The sequence below is a fragment of the Salinicola acroporae genome (genome assembly GCF_003206615.1).
Taxonomy (GTDB): domain Bacteria; phylum Pseudomonadota; class Gammaproteobacteria; order Pseudomonadales; family Halomonadaceae; genus Salinicola; species Salinicola acroporae.
The window spans coordinates 245,959-263,412 of record NZ_PZJW01000002.1 but is presented as its reverse complement, the minus strand read 5'-3'; the positions used below and the strand labels follow the sequence as shown (position 1 = coordinate 263,412).

The window sequence follows — 17,454 nt, the reverse complement described above, 5'->3', positions numbered from 1 at the left end:
AGCCGCTGCATGAGGCAGCGGCAATCGATCGTTAAGGAACGCGTTGCCCGTCAGAAAGCGTAATTGAAACGGGCGTAGACGGTACGACCCAGCGCGTCGGCATAGCGGGCATCGTAGCCGAGCTGGCCAACTTCCGGCTGGTTGGAGAACGGCGGGTCGCGGTCGAACAGGTTACGCACACCAACGGTAACTGTCGGGCCGGCGGTGAAAGCATACGAACCCAGTGCGTCCCAAGTCGTGTAGGAACCGACTTCACTGTTAGTGGAGGTATCGTAGTCGTCATAACCCGTCATGTAGTGGTTGATTACACCGGCCCCCCAGTGGCCCTTGTTCCAGTTGACGGAAAGCTTGTGCTTCCAGCGAAAGATCGTGCCGTAGCCGGCGCGGTAGTGTCCGACGCGGCTGACGTAATCGCCATCTGGCGTTTCCTGGAAGTCATAGCGATCGACGTAGGTGCCGGTGTAGCCCACCGTAAAGAAGCCGTAGCTTGTCGGCAGTCGGTAGTTCGCCGACACGTCGACACCGTTGGTCTTGGTGGTGCCAAGGTTTTGATAGCGAACCGGGATGTAGTCGATTGACCCATCGTCGTTACGAATGATGGTGTCAGGCTCGTTGGCGATAACGTAATCGGAAGTCGGCAGGGCAACCTCGTTCTCGATCTCGACCCACCAGAAGTCCAGACCCGCCGAGAAGCTCTGAAACGGCTGATAGACGAAGCCGAGAGTCCAGTTCTTGGCCTCTTCCGGTTTCAGGTCCTCATTGCCACCCTGCTCCTCCAGGAACTGGGTGTTACAGTCACGACTGGCGACGCCGCCGTTGGCGGGCGAGCCCCCGGGGCAAAGTCTTGGATCATTGAGGCCGCCTGGCGAGAACGTTTGCGCGGCGGGATCATAGAGCTCGTAGAGCGACGGTGCGCGAAAGCCTTCGCTATAGGCCCCTCGAACCAGCAGTTGCTGGAAGGGTTGCCAGCGGAAGGAGATCTTGGGATTGGTGGTATCGCCCACATCGCTGTAATCGTCATAGCGCACTGCCGCCGTGACCTCGAGCCCGTCGATGATGGGCACGTTCAGTTCAGTGTAGATACCTTTGACGTCACGGCTCTCGTTGATCGATGCATCTGGCGAGAGTCCGCCACTGGTCGCACGAGAGGCTACGTCGGGATCGGTCTCGAGCTTCAGTCGCTCGTGGCGGTAGTCGGCGCCGACGGCGATGGCCGAGGAGCCGGCCCCGAACCAGTCGCCGATCTCACGACTGAGTTTACCGTCCCAGGCGTAGACATCGTTCTGGGCGGTCCATACCAGTCCACTGGCCTCGGCATCCGCCAGGGCCTGTCGGCCGGCAGCAGTCAGCGGGTCGGTGGAGAACGGATCGATCAGTCCATTATTGAAAGCGTCTTGTAGGTCATTGTCGTCGAGATAGCCGCTGCGATAGTTCAGGTCAGTATCACTGCGGTTCCAGGAAACGGCGCTATCGTAGTTGAACCCGGAGAAATCGCCGGTGAAATCCAGTACCAGACGCTGGGCGTCGATGGTGTTGTCGGTCACACGGGGGCCAGCGGGGATGCCACGCCACCGTACGTCGATCGGTTGGGTTGGATCGAGCGCGGGATCGTTCGGATAGAATGGGGTTCCGGGCTGAATGACCGGACCACCGGAAGTCGGTGATGGCGCGCTCAGTGAGGTGTTTTTATTTCGTGACCACAGGTAGGAGAGGGAGGCCGTGTGGTTCTCTGCCAGCTTGGCAGCGGCTCGAGTGTAAAGCGAGGTGTTCTCCGTCTTCTGCTGGATTTGCCCGTACCGACCGTAGTCATAGGTACAGGTGCCGCCGCCGGTATCGACCAATCCTTCTCCGTCACACCCCTCTCCGGCAAGCGGGTTGCCCGCCACGCCGCCCTGATAATAATTACCAGGATAAGCGAAAGAGGACGTGCCGTTGATACCGCGCGCAGGATCATAGATCTGGCGGATACTGCCACGGTCGGTGTAGTCGACGTCATCCTGCTTGCGGTATCGCATCGATCCCATGATGTTGAAACCGTCTTTCTCGAGATCGCCGTTACCCCAGGTCGCGCTGATGTCGCCGCTATCGCCACCACCACTATGGGTGGGCGCGTCATAGCCGAGTTCAACATTTCCACCAGTAAGATTTTTCTTGGTGATGAAGTTGATGACCCCGCCAATGGCATCGGTTCCGTAGATTGCCGAGGCGCCATCACGCAGGACCTCGACGCGCTCGATGGCACCGAAAGGAATCGAGTTGAGGTCGACGGCACTGCCGTCCAGCGAGTTGTTGGCCAGTCGGCGACCGTTCAGCAGCACCAGTGTCTTGTCCGTGCCGATACCGCGCAGGTTGGCGAAACTGGCTCCGCCGGTAATGGCCGTGCCTGTACCAAACCCAGGCCCGTAGCTCGTGTCGTTGGCCGAAATTTGCGAAAGCAGTTGTGCGGTTGAAGTAATGCCCTGCTGCCGCATCTCTTCAGCCTCGATGATCGTTACCGGGACGGCAGTCTCGGCATCGGTCCGGGCAATTGCCGAACCGGTCACTTCCATCCGGCCGAGATCCTGAGTCGGTGCCGCTGCGGGCGCCGCGACGGCCGCGGCAGGGGCGGCAGCCGCAGCGGGTCCCGCTTCGGCAGGCGCTGCCGCTGCCGGCTCGGCAATCTCGTCGGATGCACCGGCCGGCGGGGCGACATAGTCATCGTCACTGCTCTGTGCCATGGCCAGTGGTGCCGCCGCGGCAAGAATCAGGCAGGTCGACACCAGTAGTGAAGACCTTTGCCACAGGGCCGGTCGCATCATCGAGAGTCGCCAGCCGGATTTTGAGCAAAGAGATTCCCTGGGATGCTTGGCATCCCAAATTTTTGGCGTTGTCATTATCAGGGTGTTCCTTGAATAGCAGTTGTTGGTATTCGACGTTCAATGGCTGTTATTCGGGGGCTCTACGCGATTGTTGTCGTTGAGTGTCTATTCTCCCTTTTCAGTGAAACGAATCACGCCAGGCAGGCGTCCCGAGCGTCGCGAGGCGGTGTATCCCAGGCAATCTTTGGAGATCACTGCTGGGTGAGAACGGCAACCTTCTGGATACCAGAACGCTCCAGCGCCGCCATGGCCTTGGCGACGGTGCCGTACTCCACTCCTTCATCCGCCTGTAGCTGTACAGCCTGATCGGGATTGTCGTCATGGGCCTGGACGAGCGCCTGCTCCAGGTCTTCGAAGCTGTACTCCTTTTTGCCAATGAAATAAGCGCCATCGGCATCGACGCTCACGACCATTGGCTCCCTGGCCTCGGGGGGCGCGACCGCCCCTGTCTTGGGCAGGTTGACGTGTACGGCATTGGTCATGAGCGGTGCGGTGACGATGAAAACCACCAGTAGAACGAGCATCACATCGACCAGTGGGGTGACATTCATCTCGCTGAGAACTTCATCGTCGTCGTGACTGGAAAAAGCCATTTCACATTACCTTTTCATGAACGGATTGAGGCTGATACCGATAACTCGAGATCAACCCATTGCTGGGGAAGGCGACGGTATTTCGGGGGCGACAGGCCTGGACGTGTGGCTTTGAAAGGCGTGCTGCTGGGCCAGGCTGTAGAAGTCGTGAGCGAAATCATCCATCAGCGATACGTTGAGTTTCAGCCGGCGTGTGAAGTAGTTGTAAACGAGCACTGCCGGCACTGCGGCGGCGATACCGACCCCCGTCGCGATCAGCGCATGGCCGATGGGGCCGGCCACGGTATCTAGCCCCGCCTCGCCGGTTTCGCCGATGGTGATCAGGGCTTCCATGATGCCCCACACCGTACCGAACAGACCGATGAACGGTGAGGTGCTGCCGATACTGGCGAGGATCGCCAGCCCGCCCTCCAGAGAGCGGCGTTCGCGCTGGATCTGTTGTCTCAACGTGCGTTCCAGGCGATCGGATCGGTTGATCTTCTGGGCCAGGTCCTGATTACGGGGAGAAATGTCGCGCCCGGTGATGACGTCGAATCCTGCACGGGCGATCGATGCCATGGTACCCGGACGTTTTTCGCTGATCGACTCGCCCTCCTCCATGCTCTTGGCCTCCCAGAAAGCTTTCTGAAAACGCTTGTTTTCGACCCGATTACGAGCGAACTGCAGGCCCTTGATCAGCAGAATCGCCCAGGTCGCGATAGAGAAGACGATCAGCGTCCAGAGCACGCCGGGTACGATCATGGCGGTGATGTCATTGGATTCCATCATGGTGTTTTTCCTTGCTGAAAGTGTTGCATCGTTGTTGTTCGTCAATTGGGCAACTGAAACGCGATAGTCTGCAGCGCCCAGCCCTTGATCGGTGTATCGCCCCGTTTGGCTGGCTTGAACGTCCAGCCGCGAACCGTCTCGACGGCGGCTTCGTCCAGTTCCCTATGACCACTGGATTGAATGACCTGTACCTGACCCGCCGTGCCATCGGGCATGACCAGGATCTTCAATTGCACGTTGCCCTCGTAGCCGCGGCGCAGTGCGAGTGACGGATAGCGTGGCGGCGGGTTGCCCAGGCTCTGCATGCCGGATACGGCAGGTGTGACCTCATTGCTGGACGCTGCGCTTGCGCTTTCAGTCGGCGGAGAAGGCTGGCTCGGTGTCGATGCAGGCTTCTGGGGCGCTGGCTTGGGCGCGGGTTTCGGTGGTGGCTCGGGCACGGGCTGAGGTTCCGGCTCTGGCTGAGGTTCCGGTTCCGGTTCCGGCTCGGGTTCGGGTTGCGGTTCGGGCTGAGGCTGCGGTTCGGGCTCGGGTTGTGGCTCAGGCTGAGGTTCCGGTTCCGGCTCAGGCTCCGGTGCCACTTCCTCTTCAGCGGGCGTGACGGCAACGTCATCCACGACCGGCGTCTCCTGAACGGGCGGCGTCTCCTGAACGGGCGGCGGCGGCGGCGGCGGCGGCTCGGGTGGCGGCGCGCTGGTCAATGAGACGGTCACCTCCGATGCCTGGGATGCCTGATTCGGCAACACTTCAGCGGCAACCAGGGGTTGGCGATTCAATGACCACCAGATCAATCCATGGATAAGCACCGAGATCGCTATCAGGACCAAGACTTCAGGCCGAGATATCGAGTGTCTGTGTTTCGGCGTCACTTCCCCAGCGGGAAGCGCGTTGTCAATCGCGGTCATATTGTCTCGATTGTTCTAGTGACTGCTTGTTGGTGACTCCGCGACAGGAGCCACAATCCCTTGTTGGAAGTTGCAGCAATATATGTGCCAATCGGTGCGAATATGGCTGAGGTGGAAAGCAATATTGCCGCTGGGCGGTGGCGGCGGCACTGAATATTTTATACAAAACCGATGGTTTCAGTTTTGGCTCAAGTAAACGATTGTTTTATTGGCGAAATGACGTTGGAAACCTCAAAGGAGAGTAGTCATCTTGGTTGAAGAGCCGCGGGGCGGCGTCGTAGATTCCTTAACACCTGTTATGCTGCGGCGAGTGATGTCGAAGAGGTTTTTACGGCTTTCTACCAACAGGGCTATTGCCGGCCGATTGTGTGTGTTTTCTTGCACTCGATAAGTGCGAATTCTGGCGATTCGCACTGCAAAAAAACATGCGTTTCGTGAATAATGTGATAGAAAAAACGCATGCCGATCATGGTCATTATACCCGGTATCTAAAGTAGATACGGTTGCCAGCTTCGATGGATGTAAGCAAAAAAACGCCCTCGATATGAGGGCGTTGATGCGTAGCGGCGGTGTCATCATCCTGGCTGGAACTCTCAATCCGAGCGTCTTCTACCCGCTCGTCAGCCGACCTTGTCGAGAGCGGCTTCGGCTTCATCGATTAGCTTGTTCATCGTGTCATCGAGTTTGTCGTAGGGTGCCGGCGTTGCAAGGTCCAATCCCGCGTTCTTCAATAACTGATAACCGCTTTGCGCGCCGCCCTGGGAGAGCACGTTGAGATATCTGTCTCGCCACGTCTGGGGATTTTCCTCGAGACCTTGGGCAAACACCTGTGCCGCCGTGATAGAGGTGGCGTATTGGTAAACGTAGAAGTCGTAGTAGAAATGCGGGATGTAAGCCCACTCGGCGTAGTCCGCCTCGTCGATGTCGGTAATACCCTGGTCGACGCCGTAGTACTTGCGCAGAATCTCACCGTACATTTTCGTCAGGCGATCACCGGATAGCTGTTCACCGTTCTCGGCTGCCTGGTGAATGGCCAGTTCGAACTCGGCAAACTGGGCCTGACGGAAGTAGGTTCCGCGAATGGCTTCGAGTGCCTGCCCGATGTAGAAGAGCTTCTCCTGTGGGGTCTTGGCCTGCTGAATCATGCGATCGACCAGTAGCTGCTCGTTGGTCGTGGACGCGACTTCGGCGGTGAAGATCGGGTAGTCCGACGTTGCATACGGCTGGCTCTCCGTGGTCAGCATGCTATGTACACCATGGCCCCACTCGTGAGCGTAGGTCGATACATCGCCGTAACTGCCATTGAAGTTCATCAGCACGTAGGGATGAACGTCGTAGGCCGAGCCGTTCATGTAGGCGCCGGAGCGTTTGCCTTGACTCGGATAGGCGCTGGTCCAGGCGGAGTTGGTGGCCTGTCCGATTAGCTCGGCGTAATGCGGGCCAAGCGGCGTCGTCGCTTCCCGGGTCAACTCGCGTGCATCATCGAGATCGAATGTTCTGTCGAGTTCGGCCAGTGGCGGGTAGATATCGTAGTAGTGCAACTGATCAACGCCGAGAATGCGCTGGCGCAATCTGAGATAGCGGTGCAGCGTGTCCAGGTGGGCGTTGGTCGAGTCGATCAGTTGCTGGTAGACCGCTGGTGGAATGTCATCGCGAGACACCGCGGCGGCCATCGCGCTGTCGTAATGGCGCAGCTTTGCTTCGGTGACATGCTGCTGGACCTGGGCATTGAGCAGTGAGCCAAATGTGGAGGTGTACTGTTGCCAGGCTGGCCAGTAGGCCTCGAACACCCGCTGACGCACATCGCGACCCTTGGATTCTCGCCACTGGCCGTAACCCGCCGCGTCGAGGCGCACACCCTTGCCGCCGATCTCGATGGTGGGCCACTCGATATCGGAATTCGCCAGCAACGAATAGGGCGTCTCGTGGCTCATTACCGGGCCGAGGGCGGCCAGTGCGGTTTCGGTCTGCTCGGAGAGCGTGTGTGGCGCTTCACGAATCACGTTTTCCAGAAAGCGGCGGTGATCCTGAAGTTGCGGGTTGGAGAGCCAGCTCGAGAGGGTGCTTCGGTCCATTGCGATCAGCGTCGGACGCAGATAGCCGATGGCTGAGTCGAACCGCGCCATCAGTTGCTCGGCTTGTCCCTGACGCTCCTGCGCCTGGCCGTCACGTAGATCCTCGTCGGCCTGGAGGGACGCATAGGTCTGGACGCGGTTGGCGGATTTTTCCACCGAGCGAATGGCATCCAGTGCCTTGGCCAGCGCCTCCGGGCTGTCGGTCAATGTCGTCTGATAGTCATGGAGGGTCTGGATACGGCTATCCACCTCCTTTATTGCATGCTGCCAGTCGTCGAGCGAGGCGAAGAGATCGGTGAGATCCCACTCCCCATTTTCGGCGGACGGCGGCTGTGACTGCGCCAACGCGCCCGTGGAAGCCATGATCGATGCGCTGGTCAGGAGTGTGCCAAGGATCAATGACGAGACTGTCTTGTTGGGGATGAATCTGCTGGAAACCACGATACCCTCTTGAGTCGATTGTTGTTGTTGATCGTCTTTCTTCGTCCGCAGGGAGGTAACCTCAGGCCGCGACTTCGCTCTCCAGAAATGCTGCCTTCAGCAGCGCCTGGGTATAGGGTTCTCGAGGATTCGAGAAGATCGACTCCACCGAGCCGTGTTCGATGACGCGCCCTTCCTTCATCACCATCACGTCGTCGGAGAGTGCCCGAACCACCGAGAGGTCGTGGCTGATGAACAGGTAGGTCAGGCCGTACTTCTTCTGCAGGTCTCTCAGCAGGTCGATGACCCGGACCTGAACCGAGCGGTCGAGCGCCGAGGTCGGCTCGTCGAGCAGCAGCAGCTCGGGTTTCAGGATCAGCGCGCGGGCGATGGCGATCCGCTGGCGCTGGCCACCGGAGAACTCATGCGGGTAGCGGTTGCGCATGGCCGGATCGAGGGCGACCTCTTCCAGTGCGGCGATGACCTCGGCCTCGCGTTGACGGCGATTCAACTCGGGATGATGAACCTTGAGACCTTCACTGATGATGTCGCCCACGGTCATGCGCGGGGAGAGCGAACCGAAGGGGTCCTGGAACACCACCTGCAGACGCGAGCGCAGCGGACGCATGCTGGATTTGTCGAGCCCGGAGATGTCGCTCTCCTCGAAGCGGATGTCGCCTTCGGATTTCAGCAGTCGCAGCAGGGCGCGGCCGAGCGTCGATTTGCCCGAACCGGATTCGCCGACGATGCCCAGGGTCTCGCCGCGGCGGATGGAGAGATCGATCCCGCGTACCGCCTCGAAGTACTCGCTCTTGCCGAACAGGCGCTTCTTCAGTGCGAAGCGAACCTTGATGTCCCGCCCGCTCATCAGCACCGGTGCGTCTGCCGGGGCGGGTTCCTTGCGCCCGCGCGGGATCGCGTCGAGCAGCATGCGGGTGTAGTCGTGCCGAGGATTGTCGAAGACCTCCCGCGTGCGGCCGGTTTCGACCACTTCGCCATACCGCATCACGGCGACGTGATCGGCGAAGTGGCGAACGATGCTCAGATCGTGGGTGATGAACAGGATTGCCATGCCGTATTCGGCCTGCAGCGACTTGAGCAGATCGAGGATCTGCGCCTGCACGGTGACGTCGAGTGCCGTGGTCGGCTCGTCGGCGATCAGCAGTCTGGGCTCGCAGGCCAGGGCCATGGCGATCATCACGCGCTGGCGCTGGCCGCCAGAGAGCTCGTAGGGGTAGCTGTCGATGCGCCGTTCCGGCTCGGGAATGCCGACCTGATTCAACAGTTCCAGGACGCGCTGCCGATTGGCCTGTCCCTTGAGCTGCTTGTGCCGGATCAGCACTTCACCGATCTGCTTGCCGATCCGATGCAGCGGGTTGAGCGAGGTCATCGGCTCCTGGAAGATCATCGAGATGTCGTTGCCGCGCACGCGGCGCATGCGCTTGGGCGTGACCTCCAGCAGGTTCTCGCCGTTGAAGCGGATCGCGCCGGTGGTCTTGGCGAGCTCGGGCAGCAGGCGCATGGCGGCGGTAGAGGTGACCGACTTGCCGGAGCCGGACTCGCCGACCAGCGCCATCGTCTCGCCCTCGGCGATGGTGAAGCTCACGTCCTTGACCGCCGTCACCGGCCCGGTGGGCAGCTGGAACGTCACGCTGAGCTTGTCGATTTCCAGTAGTGATTGCGTCATCGAGTTATCCTCAGCGTGTGCGCGGGTCAAGGGCGTCTCTCAACCCATCACCCAGGAAGTTGAGACAGAACAGCGTGGCGGCGAGGAAGAACGACGGCACCAGCAGCATCCACGGGGCGCTCTCCATCATGTCGACGCCCTCGGAGATCAGCACGCCCCAGCTGGTCAGCGGCTCCTGCACGCCGAGCCCCAGGAACGACAGGAAGCTCTCCAGCAGGATCACCTTGGGCACGGTCAGGGTGACGTAGATGATCACCGGGCCAATGGCGTTGGGAATCAGGTGGCGGGTGACGATCTTGGTATCCCGCACGCCCAGCGCATGGGCGGCCTCGATGAATTCGCGACGCTTCAGCGCCAGGGTCTGGCCGCGCACGATGCGGGCCATGTCGAGCCACTCCACCGCGCCAATGGCGGCGTAGATCAGGAAGATGTTGCGGCCGAACACCACCATCAACAGGATCACCAGGAACATGAACGGCAGCGAGTACATGATGTCAACGAAGCGCATCATGAGGTTGTCGACGCGGCCGCCCAGATAGCCCGAGATGGCGCCGTAGAGCACGCCGATCACCAGGCTGACGAAGGAGGCGACCAGTGCGACCGAGAGCGAGACACGGCCGCCATAGAGCACCCGGGTGAGCAGGTCGCGGCCGTTGGCATCGGTGCCCAGATAGTGGGCACCTTCCAGCGTCGGTCCGGTGCCGAAGGCGTTCCAGTCGACCTCGGCCAGCCCCCAGGGCAGTAGCCACGGACCGGCGACGCAGACCACGATGATGGCGATCAGCAGGCCCAGGCTGGCCATGGCGGCACGGTTCTGGGTTAGGCGCCGCCAGGCATCCTTGGCCAGGCTTTCACCCACGGGAGCCGCGGCGGCTTCCGGTTCCGGAGCTCGTGGCGGGTTGGGGCCGCCAGCGGGCAGCGGGGCGCCATCCCGCTGGTCGCCGCTGTAGGGCTTGGAATCAGACGTCATTGGCGGCCTCCCCGGTGGCACGAATGAATGGCGTTGAGGCTCGGTCGTTTTTCATGAGTGGGTCATTGTTCATGAGTCAGTCGTCGTAACGAATTTGAGGGTCGAGTGCGGAGTAGAGCAGGTCGACGATCAGGTTCATCAGCACGATCAGCACGCCGTAGAAGACCACGGTGCCCATCACCAGGGTGTAGTCGCGGTTGAGCGCGCCCTGGACGAAGTAGCGGCCGATCCCCGGGATGCCGAAGATCTGCTCGATCACCACCGAACCGGTGATGATCCCGGCGATGGCCGGGCCGAGGTAGGACATCACCGGCAGCAGGGCGGGGCGAATCGCGTGGCGCCAGATCACTTCGCCCTCGTTGAGACCCTTGGCCCGCGCAGTGCGAATGAAGTGGCTGCCCAGAACCTCGATCATGCTGGCGCGCATCATCCGCGCGATATAGGCGATCTGCTGGATCGACAGCGCCACCACCGGCAGGACCAGGTTGGGCAGGGCGCCACCGTTCCAGCCCCCGGCCGGCAGCCAGCCCAGCAGCACGCCGAACACCAGTGCGAAGATCGGTGCGATCACGAAGTTGGGAACGGCGATACCGGTCAGCGCGGTACCCATGACCAGGTAATCCACGGTGGAGTTGCGCTTGATCGCTGCCGCGATCCCCAGCGGCAACCCGATGATCAGGGCGAGTAGAATGGCCAGCCCGCCGATCTCAAGGCTGACCGGGAACCCCTGCATGATCAGCTCGGTGACCGAGAAGTCCTTGTACTTGAACGACGGTCCGAAATCGCCCTGAAGCAGGTTGCCCATGTAGCGCAGGTACTGCATCGGCAGCGGCTCGTCGAGATGGTAGGCGGCCATCAGGTTGGCCTCGATCTCCGGCGGGAGCTGGCGCTCGCCGTCGAACGGGCCGCCGGGCGCCACACGCATCAGGAAGAACGAGATCGTGATCACGATCAGCAGCGTGGGAATCGCCTGCAGCAGGCGCTTGAGGGTGTAGATCAGCATGTGTTGCGGTCTCTTCTCGGCTTGGCTGCGGTCATGCGTAATTCACTCATCGGCATCGTCATTCAGAGGGGTCATTCGGGATCTTCGAAGTGCATCCAGCGGCTCAGGTGATCGTCCATTGGGCTCTCTCTCCAGCCGAAGAGCGACGGCGAGACCAGTGCCGGTCGAATGTAGAAATAGAGTGGCAACATGGCGTAGTCGTCCAGCAGAATGCCCTCCGCGTCGGCCATGAGCCGCGCGCGCTTGTCCAGATCCAACTCGTTCGAGGCGCGCTCCATCATGGCGTCGTAGTCGGCGTTGCTATAGCCGGAGTGATTGTTGGGCACGCCGGTGCGGAACAGATCCAGAAAGTTACTGGCGTCGTTGTAGTCGGCGTTCCACGGCGCCATGCCGATCTGGAAGTCGCCCTGGCGCAATTTCGAGTAGTAGACGGCGGCGTCACTGTTGGTGAGCGTGACCTCGACCCCGAGCGGTTTCCACATTGCGGCCATGGCCACCGGGATGCGCTTGGTGTCCTGGTTGGTGATGTAGTCGATCGTCAGATGCAGCGGATTCTCAGGGCCGTAGCCGGCCTCTTTCATCAGCGCTTTCGCCTTGGCAAACCGCTCATCCATCGGTTCGTGAGCGAAGTCGAACTTGGGGCCGTCATAATGGCTGATTGCGGTGGGCACCAGGCTGTAGGCGAGGGGCTGATTGAGTTTGGTGATTTGCGTCGTGATGATGTCACGACGAACGGCAAGGTTGAGCGCCTCGCGAACACGGGGATCGTTGAGAACACTGCCCGGGCGCTGGTTGAACGCGAAATAGAAGGTCGCCAGCGTCGGCGTTTCATGCAGCGCGTCGGGCAGATTCTCGCGTGCCCACTCGATGCGATCGGTCGGCACACTGCTGGTCATGTCGACCTCGCCGGCACGAAAGCGATTGAGGGCGGCGCGACCGTCGTCGATGGGCAGAAACCGGACCTCGTCGAGCGCGACATTGGCGGCGTCGTGGAAGTCGGGGTTCTTCACTGCGGCGATGTGGTCGTGGGAGACCCACTCGGTCAGTTCGAAGGCGCCGTTGGAGATCATGTGACCGGGCTTGGTCCAGTCGCTGCCGTACTGCTCGATGGCGACGCGTGGAACCGGGTAGGTCGATGCGTGGCTCAGCATCTCCAGGAAATAGCCCGTGGGGCGGGCCAGCGTGACACTCAGCGTGTGGTCATCGCTGGCCTCGACGCCAAGCACATCGGCTGGTTGTTCGCCCTGGTTATAGGCACGGGCGTTGAGGATTGGATAGAGCATGTAGGCGTAGGGGGCGGCGAGTTCCGGGCTGAGGATTCGACGCCAGGCATAGACGAAGTCGTCGGCGGTCAGCGGCGTTCCGTCCGACCATTTTGCATCGCCACGCAAATAGAAGGTGTAGTTCAGCCCGTCGTCGGAGATGTCCCAGGACTCGGCGACGCCCGGGATCGAGCCGCCGTCGGCATCTCGCGTGAGCAATCCCTCGAACAGATCCGAGATGATGGCCGACTCCCAGGTCCCGGTCATCAGTTGCGGGTCCAATGACGAGGGTTCGGCCCCATTGGCGCGACGCAGAACCTGCTTGCCCCCTTCGATATCAGCCACTGCCATCGGCGGCATCAGTGTGAACATCGCGCAGCTCGCGATAATGAGCAGTTTTCTGATTGTTGTTTTCGTCATGCCTGATTCCGCCCTCGCTCCAGCGGTGTCTCTTGTTGTTGTCATGAGTGCATCTCTGCCAACGCCCCTCGAGATGGGCCTCAGTTCCCCTGCGGCAGCGAAAGCCACCGAGAAAGGTGCCGGTTGAGCGCGTTGTCTTCCCAGCCATCCAGCTTGGGGTTGACCAGGTTGCGCGAGACGTCGACGTAGATCGGTGCCACCGCATAGTCGGACAGCGCCTGCCGCTCTGCCTGCTGCAGCAGCTGCTGGCGGGCGTCTTCGTCGGTCTCGCGGCTGGCTTTGGCCATCAGATCGTCGAACGCCTGGCTGCGATAGCCGCCGTAGTTCTTGGGCGAGTCGCTCTGCAGGATGCCGAGGAAGTTGCTGGCGTCGTCGAAGTCCGCGACCCAACTGCCGCGACCGACATCGAAGTTGCCATTGGCGAGCTCGGCGTAGTGGACCGCGCCCTCGGCATTGATCAGTTGCGTCTCGACCCCGAGTGGCTGCCACATCTCGGCCAGTGCCACGGCGATGCGCTTGTTGGCTTCGGTGGTGGAGTAGCGCAGCGTCAGTTCGAGCGGATGATCGGGGCCGTAGCCGGCGTCCGCGAGCAGACTCCTGGCCTCGGCAATCCGCTCATCCATCGGCCGATCCAGGCCAGGCATGGTCTGGGCATCGTAGTGGCTGACGCCGCCGGGGACGAAGCCGCTGGCCGGGGAGACGACACCGCCCATGATCTTGGCGGCGATCACGTCCCGGCGGATTGCCAGATTGAGCGCTTCGCGCACGCGCTTGTCGGCCGTCGGATGGCCATCGCGCTGGTTGAGCGCGAAGTAGTAGTTGGCCAGCTGGGGCGCGAGATGCACGGCGTCGGGCAGGTTCTCCTGCAGCCACTGGTATCGGTCCGGCGAGAAATCACGAACGATGTCGAGACCGCCGGCGCGGAAGCGTTGCAGACCGGCGCTGCGATCCTCGACCGGATAGTAGTCGACGCCATCGAGGGCGACGTCGTCGGCGTCGTGGAATTCGGGGTTCTTGCGCGCCGCGATGTGATCGTGAGAGGTCCAGCTTGTCGGGGTGAAGGCGCCGTTGGTCGCGATATGATCCATCTGGGTCCAGTCGTTACCGAACCGCTCGACCAGGTGGGAAGGCACCGGCGACGCGGCGATATGTGCCAGCAGCGTCGGGAAGTAGGGCGTGGGCTGGTTCAGGGTGATCTTCAAGGTCTTGGCATCGACCGCCTCGACGCCGAGTTCGGGGGCGTCCTGCTCGCCCTTGGTATGCGCTTCGGCGCCGCGAATCGGATAGAACAGGCTGGCGTAGACGGCACCATTGGCCGGATCGAACAGACGCTGGAAGGCGAGCACGAAGTCCTTGGCGACCACGGGTTCACCATCCGACCAGTTGGCGTCGTCGCGCAGCTTGAAGGTATAGACGGTGCCGTCGTCACTGATGTCCCAACGGCTGGCGGCGCCGGGGATGTACTCGCCGGCCGGGTCCAGCGTGACCAGGCCCTCGAACAGGTCGCCGAGGACGTCGTTCTCCCAGGTGGTACCCCCGATCCGGGCGGTATCCAGCGAGGCCGGTTCACCCTGGATGCCAATACTCAGCGTGGCGGCCCGGGCGGTGTCGACGGACAGGGCTGTCGCCAGGCTCACGGCCGCGAGCAGGGGAAGAACGAGCCTGGCGGTTCTTCGATGTGAGCCGTATCTGGGCTGTGTGCGCATGATCGAGTCCATCCGTTGTTGAGCGTTTGTTATTGCCGGGGCTGTTGGTGCATTCGCCGTTTTTGGCACCCCGTCTCGATCTTAAGTCTTCAGGTTCCTGCTGGAATAGTTCCCGCTGGAATCGCCGTTCCCGGATCGCCCAGGTCGAGATAGCGACGCACGGCGCAGAGCTGCGTTTCGTATCGACTGCCCAGCAGTCGACGACATTCGATTCGGGCGTTGTTGGTCGGCGCGTGCAGCATGCGGTCATCGCCGAGGTAGAGCGCCACGTGGTCGACCACCAGCCGGCCTGCGTCGTTGGGCTTCTCGAAGAACAGCAGATCGCCGGCCTGGCGTTCGTTCAGCTCGATGGGATGCCCTGTCTCGACCTGATCGTGGGCGTCCCGAGGCAGTGTGATGCCGATGGCAGCGAACAGGCTGTGAACCAGCCCCGAGCAGTCGTAGCCGAAGCTCGAGTTGCCGGCCCACAGATAGCGCAGACCGTCGAAGCGCCGACCCAGCGTTTCCAGCGTCGCGGCAGTCGCCGGCAGGCCCTCGCCCGGCAACTGGGCACCGTCGCGTGGCAGCCAGCCGCGTCCCAGCGATGTCTCCACCCAGACGCGGGACGCTCTCCGGTCAGCGACGTCCGTCACCGGTTCGGCCAGTTTCAGCCGAGTCAGAAAACTCAGTTTCAGCGAGCGTCCCTGGGGCAGACCCTGCAGCCAAGCGATGGGAGCGATCACTACCACCGACTCGGCATCGGCCGGGCAGCCCGCTGCCTCGACGAGCTGTGTCGCCGGAATCCAGCCGGGGTAGCCGCGCTCGTCCAGCGAGGACCGCTGGCTCGGGACCACGACGCGACACCAGTCATTGCCGTGGCCATCACGATGGCGCTCGAGTATCTCGACCGGCGTGTCCAGCAGCACCTGGGTGGCGAGCCGCTTCTCCTTGCACAGTGCCAGGCGAGTCTCGTCGTCCAGACGGGAGAGCCAGCGCTCGAGCAGTGCCGGGTTGCCCAGCGCCGGGGCATCGATGGCCCGCGGCGCTTCGGGGGAGGTCCACAATCCCGCCACGGCGACGGCGACACAAGTCATGTCGATGCTCCTGGATGACTCATGTCGGCGCCCCTGCAAGACAGCTCAAGCCGTTACTCGGTGAAGTGAACCCAGCGGGACGGATGATCGTCCTCGACGTTGTCCTCCCAGCCCTCGAGCTTCGGATTCACCAGGTTGCGGGTGACGTAGGTCAGCATGGGGATGAACGCGTAGTCGTCCAGCGCCACGTTCTCCGCCTTTTCGAGCAGCTTCTCGCGGGCATCCAGATCCTGGGTCTGGGCGGCCTGATCCATCAGCTTGTCATACTCCGGATTGGAGTAGGCACCGTAATTGTTGCCGACGCCGGTGTGCAGCAGGGTGAGGAAGTTCTCGGCGTCGTTGTAGTCGGCGATCCAGCCGGCACGGGCGACATCGAAATCCCCCTGCTGGATGGTCTGGTAGTGGACGGTGGCCTCGGAGTTGACCATCTGCACGTTGACGCCCAGCGGCTTCCACATCGCGGCCACGGCGATGGCGATCTTCTTGTGCTCGTCGCTGGTGTTGTAGCGCAGGCTCAGATTCAGCGGATGATCGGGGCCATAGCCCGCTTCCTGCAGCAGTTTCTTGGCCTTGGCCATGCGCGCGTTCATATCGTCGCTGCCCAGGTCCATATGCTGGGCTTCGTAGTGACTGGTGCCCGGTGGAACCATGGCGGTGGACGCCTTGAAGCTGCCGGCCATGATCTGCTCGGAGAGCACGTTGCGACGCACGGCAAGATTGAGCGCTTCACGCACGCGCTTATCGTTCGTCGGGTGCCCGTCGCGCTGGTTGAGCACGTAGTAGTAGGAACCCAGCATCGGACTCATGTGGGTGGCGTCCGGCAGGTTCTCGGTCAGCCACTGATAGCGACTGGAGGGGTAGTCGCTCAACACGTCCAGTTCGCCGGCACGGAAGCGCGAGATGCCGGCGTTGCGATCTTCGACGGTGAAGTAGTTGACGCCATCCAGGGAGACATCGTCGGCATCGTAGTAGGTCGGGCTTTTCTCGACGCTGATCTTCGACTGAGAGATCCAGTCAACCGGCTTGAACGCGCCGTTGGTGGCGATATGGTCCAGCTTGACCCAGTCCTTGCCGTACTCGTCGACCAGATGCTTGGGCGTTGGATAGGCCGTGTAGTGGGTCAACAGTTGTAGAAAGTAGGGCGTTGGGTGGTTGAGGGTGACCTTGAGCGTCTTGCCGTCATCGAGAGATTCCGCCCCCAGCGTATCGGCGGCCTTGTCGCCGGTGTTGATGGCTTCCGCATTGACGATCGGATAGAGCATGTAGGCGTACTTGGAGGCGTTCTCCGGCGCCAGTAGATGCTGCCAGCCGAACACGAAGTCCTCGGCGGTGACCGGCTCGCCGTCCGACCATTTCGCACCTTCCCGCATGTGGAAAGTATAGGTCTTGCCGTCGTCGGAGACCTCCCACTTCGTTGCCATGCCCGGCAGCAACTCACCATCGGGTGACTGCTTTATGAGGCCCTCATAGACGTCCATCAGCACCTGGGATTCCCACACGCCGCCGGAGACCTGGGAGGTGTCGAAGGAGGCGAGCTCGCCCTGGACACCGATACTGAGGGTCTCGGCCAGCGCCGGCGATGCCATCAGCGAGGTGGCCAGCGCCAGGGCACTCAGGGGAAACAGGGTGCGGGGGAGTTGCAGCTTCGACATCTTTGAAAAGCTCCGACTTGTTGTTGTGAAAATCCGTTGTGAAAGGCTCGTTGTAGGGCGAT

12 protein-coding genes are annotated in these 17,454 nt (G+C 61.5%); all 12 read right to left on the bottom strand.

All coding sequences use genetic code 11. From position 1 onward, the window contains the following. Positions 1-50: 50 nt before the first annotated feature. Entirely contained in the window at positions 51-2,549 is a 2,499-nt protein-coding gene (locus DOM54_RS02380) for a TonB-dependent receptor (RefSeq protein WP_206018982.1), read from the bottom strand. Positions 2,550-3,049: 500 nt separating this feature from the next. Continuing rightward, positions 3,050-3,451 (bottom strand): ExbD/TolR family protein, encoded by a 402-nt coding sequence (locus DOM54_RS02375; RefSeq protein WP_110714803.1) that lies wholly within the window; start codon positions 3,449-3,451, stop codon positions 3,050-3,052. Between the two features lie 51 nt (positions 3,452-3,502). Next, a complete protein-coding gene (locus DOM54_RS02370) occupies positions 3,503-4,219 on the bottom strand; it encodes a MotA/TolQ/ExbB proton channel family protein (RefSeq protein WP_206018981.1) in 717 nt (238 codons plus the stop codon). Between the two features lie 41 nt (positions 4,220-4,260). After that, complete coding sequence (locus DOM54_RS02365; protein ID WP_110714802.1) at positions 4,261-5,124, bottom strand: energy transducer TonB; 864 nt, start codon at positions 5,122-5,124, stop codon at positions 4,261-4,263. A gap of 620 nt (positions 5,125-5,744) precedes the next feature. Then, entirely contained in the window at positions 5,745-7,640 is a 1,896-nt protein-coding gene (pepF, locus tag DOM54_RS02360; RefSeq protein ID WP_110714801.1) for an oligoendopeptidase F, read from the bottom strand. 61 nt (positions 7,641-7,701) lie between these two features. Continuing rightward, positions 7,702-9,306 carry an ABC transporter ATP-binding protein gene (locus DOM54_RS02355; RefSeq protein WP_110714800.1) on the bottom strand — a complete coding sequence of 535 codons (1,605 nt, stop codon included), beginning with the start codon at positions 9,304-9,306 and terminating at the stop codon, positions 7,702-7,704. A 10-nt stretch (positions 9,307-9,316) separates the two neighbouring features. Beyond that, the gene (locus tag DOM54_RS02350) at positions 9,317-10,276 is read right to left on the bottom strand and encodes an ABC transporter permease subunit (protein WP_110714799.1); all 960 of its coding nucleotides are present in this window, start codon (positions 10,274-10,276) and stop codon (positions 9,317-9,319) included. A gap of 76 nt (positions 10,277-10,352) precedes the next feature. Further along, complete coding sequence (gene oppB / locus DOM54_RS02345; RefSeq protein ID WP_071231767.1) at positions 10,353-11,279, bottom strand: oligopeptide ABC transporter permease OppB; 927 nt, start codon at positions 11,277-11,279, stop codon at positions 10,353-10,355. 71 nt (positions 11,280-11,350) lie between these two features. After that, positions 11,351-12,913, bottom strand: coding sequence for a peptide ABC transporter substrate-binding protein (locus DOM54_RS02340; RefSeq protein WP_162619743.1), 1,563 nt, complete (start codon positions 12,911-12,913; stop codon positions 11,351-11,353). Positions 12,914-13,041: 128 nt separating this feature from the next. Further along, positions 13,042-14,598 carry a peptide ABC transporter substrate-binding protein gene (locus DOM54_RS02335; protein ID WP_240613733.1) on the bottom strand — a complete coding sequence of 519 codons (1,557 nt, stop codon included), beginning with the start codon at positions 14,596-14,598 and terminating at the stop codon, positions 13,042-13,044. A 158-nt stretch (positions 14,599-14,756) separates the two neighbouring features. After that, complete coding sequence (locus DOM54_RS02330; RefSeq protein ID WP_110714797.1) at positions 14,757-15,740, bottom strand: C40 family peptidase; 984 nt, start codon at positions 15,738-15,740, stop codon at positions 14,757-14,759. Between the two features lie 53 nt (positions 15,741-15,793). Then, a complete protein-coding gene (locus DOM54_RS02325) occupies positions 15,794-17,392 on the bottom strand; it encodes a peptide ABC transporter substrate-binding protein (RefSeq protein ID WP_110714796.1) in 1,599 nt (532 codons plus the stop codon). Positions 17,393-17,454: the final 62 nt, after the last annotated feature.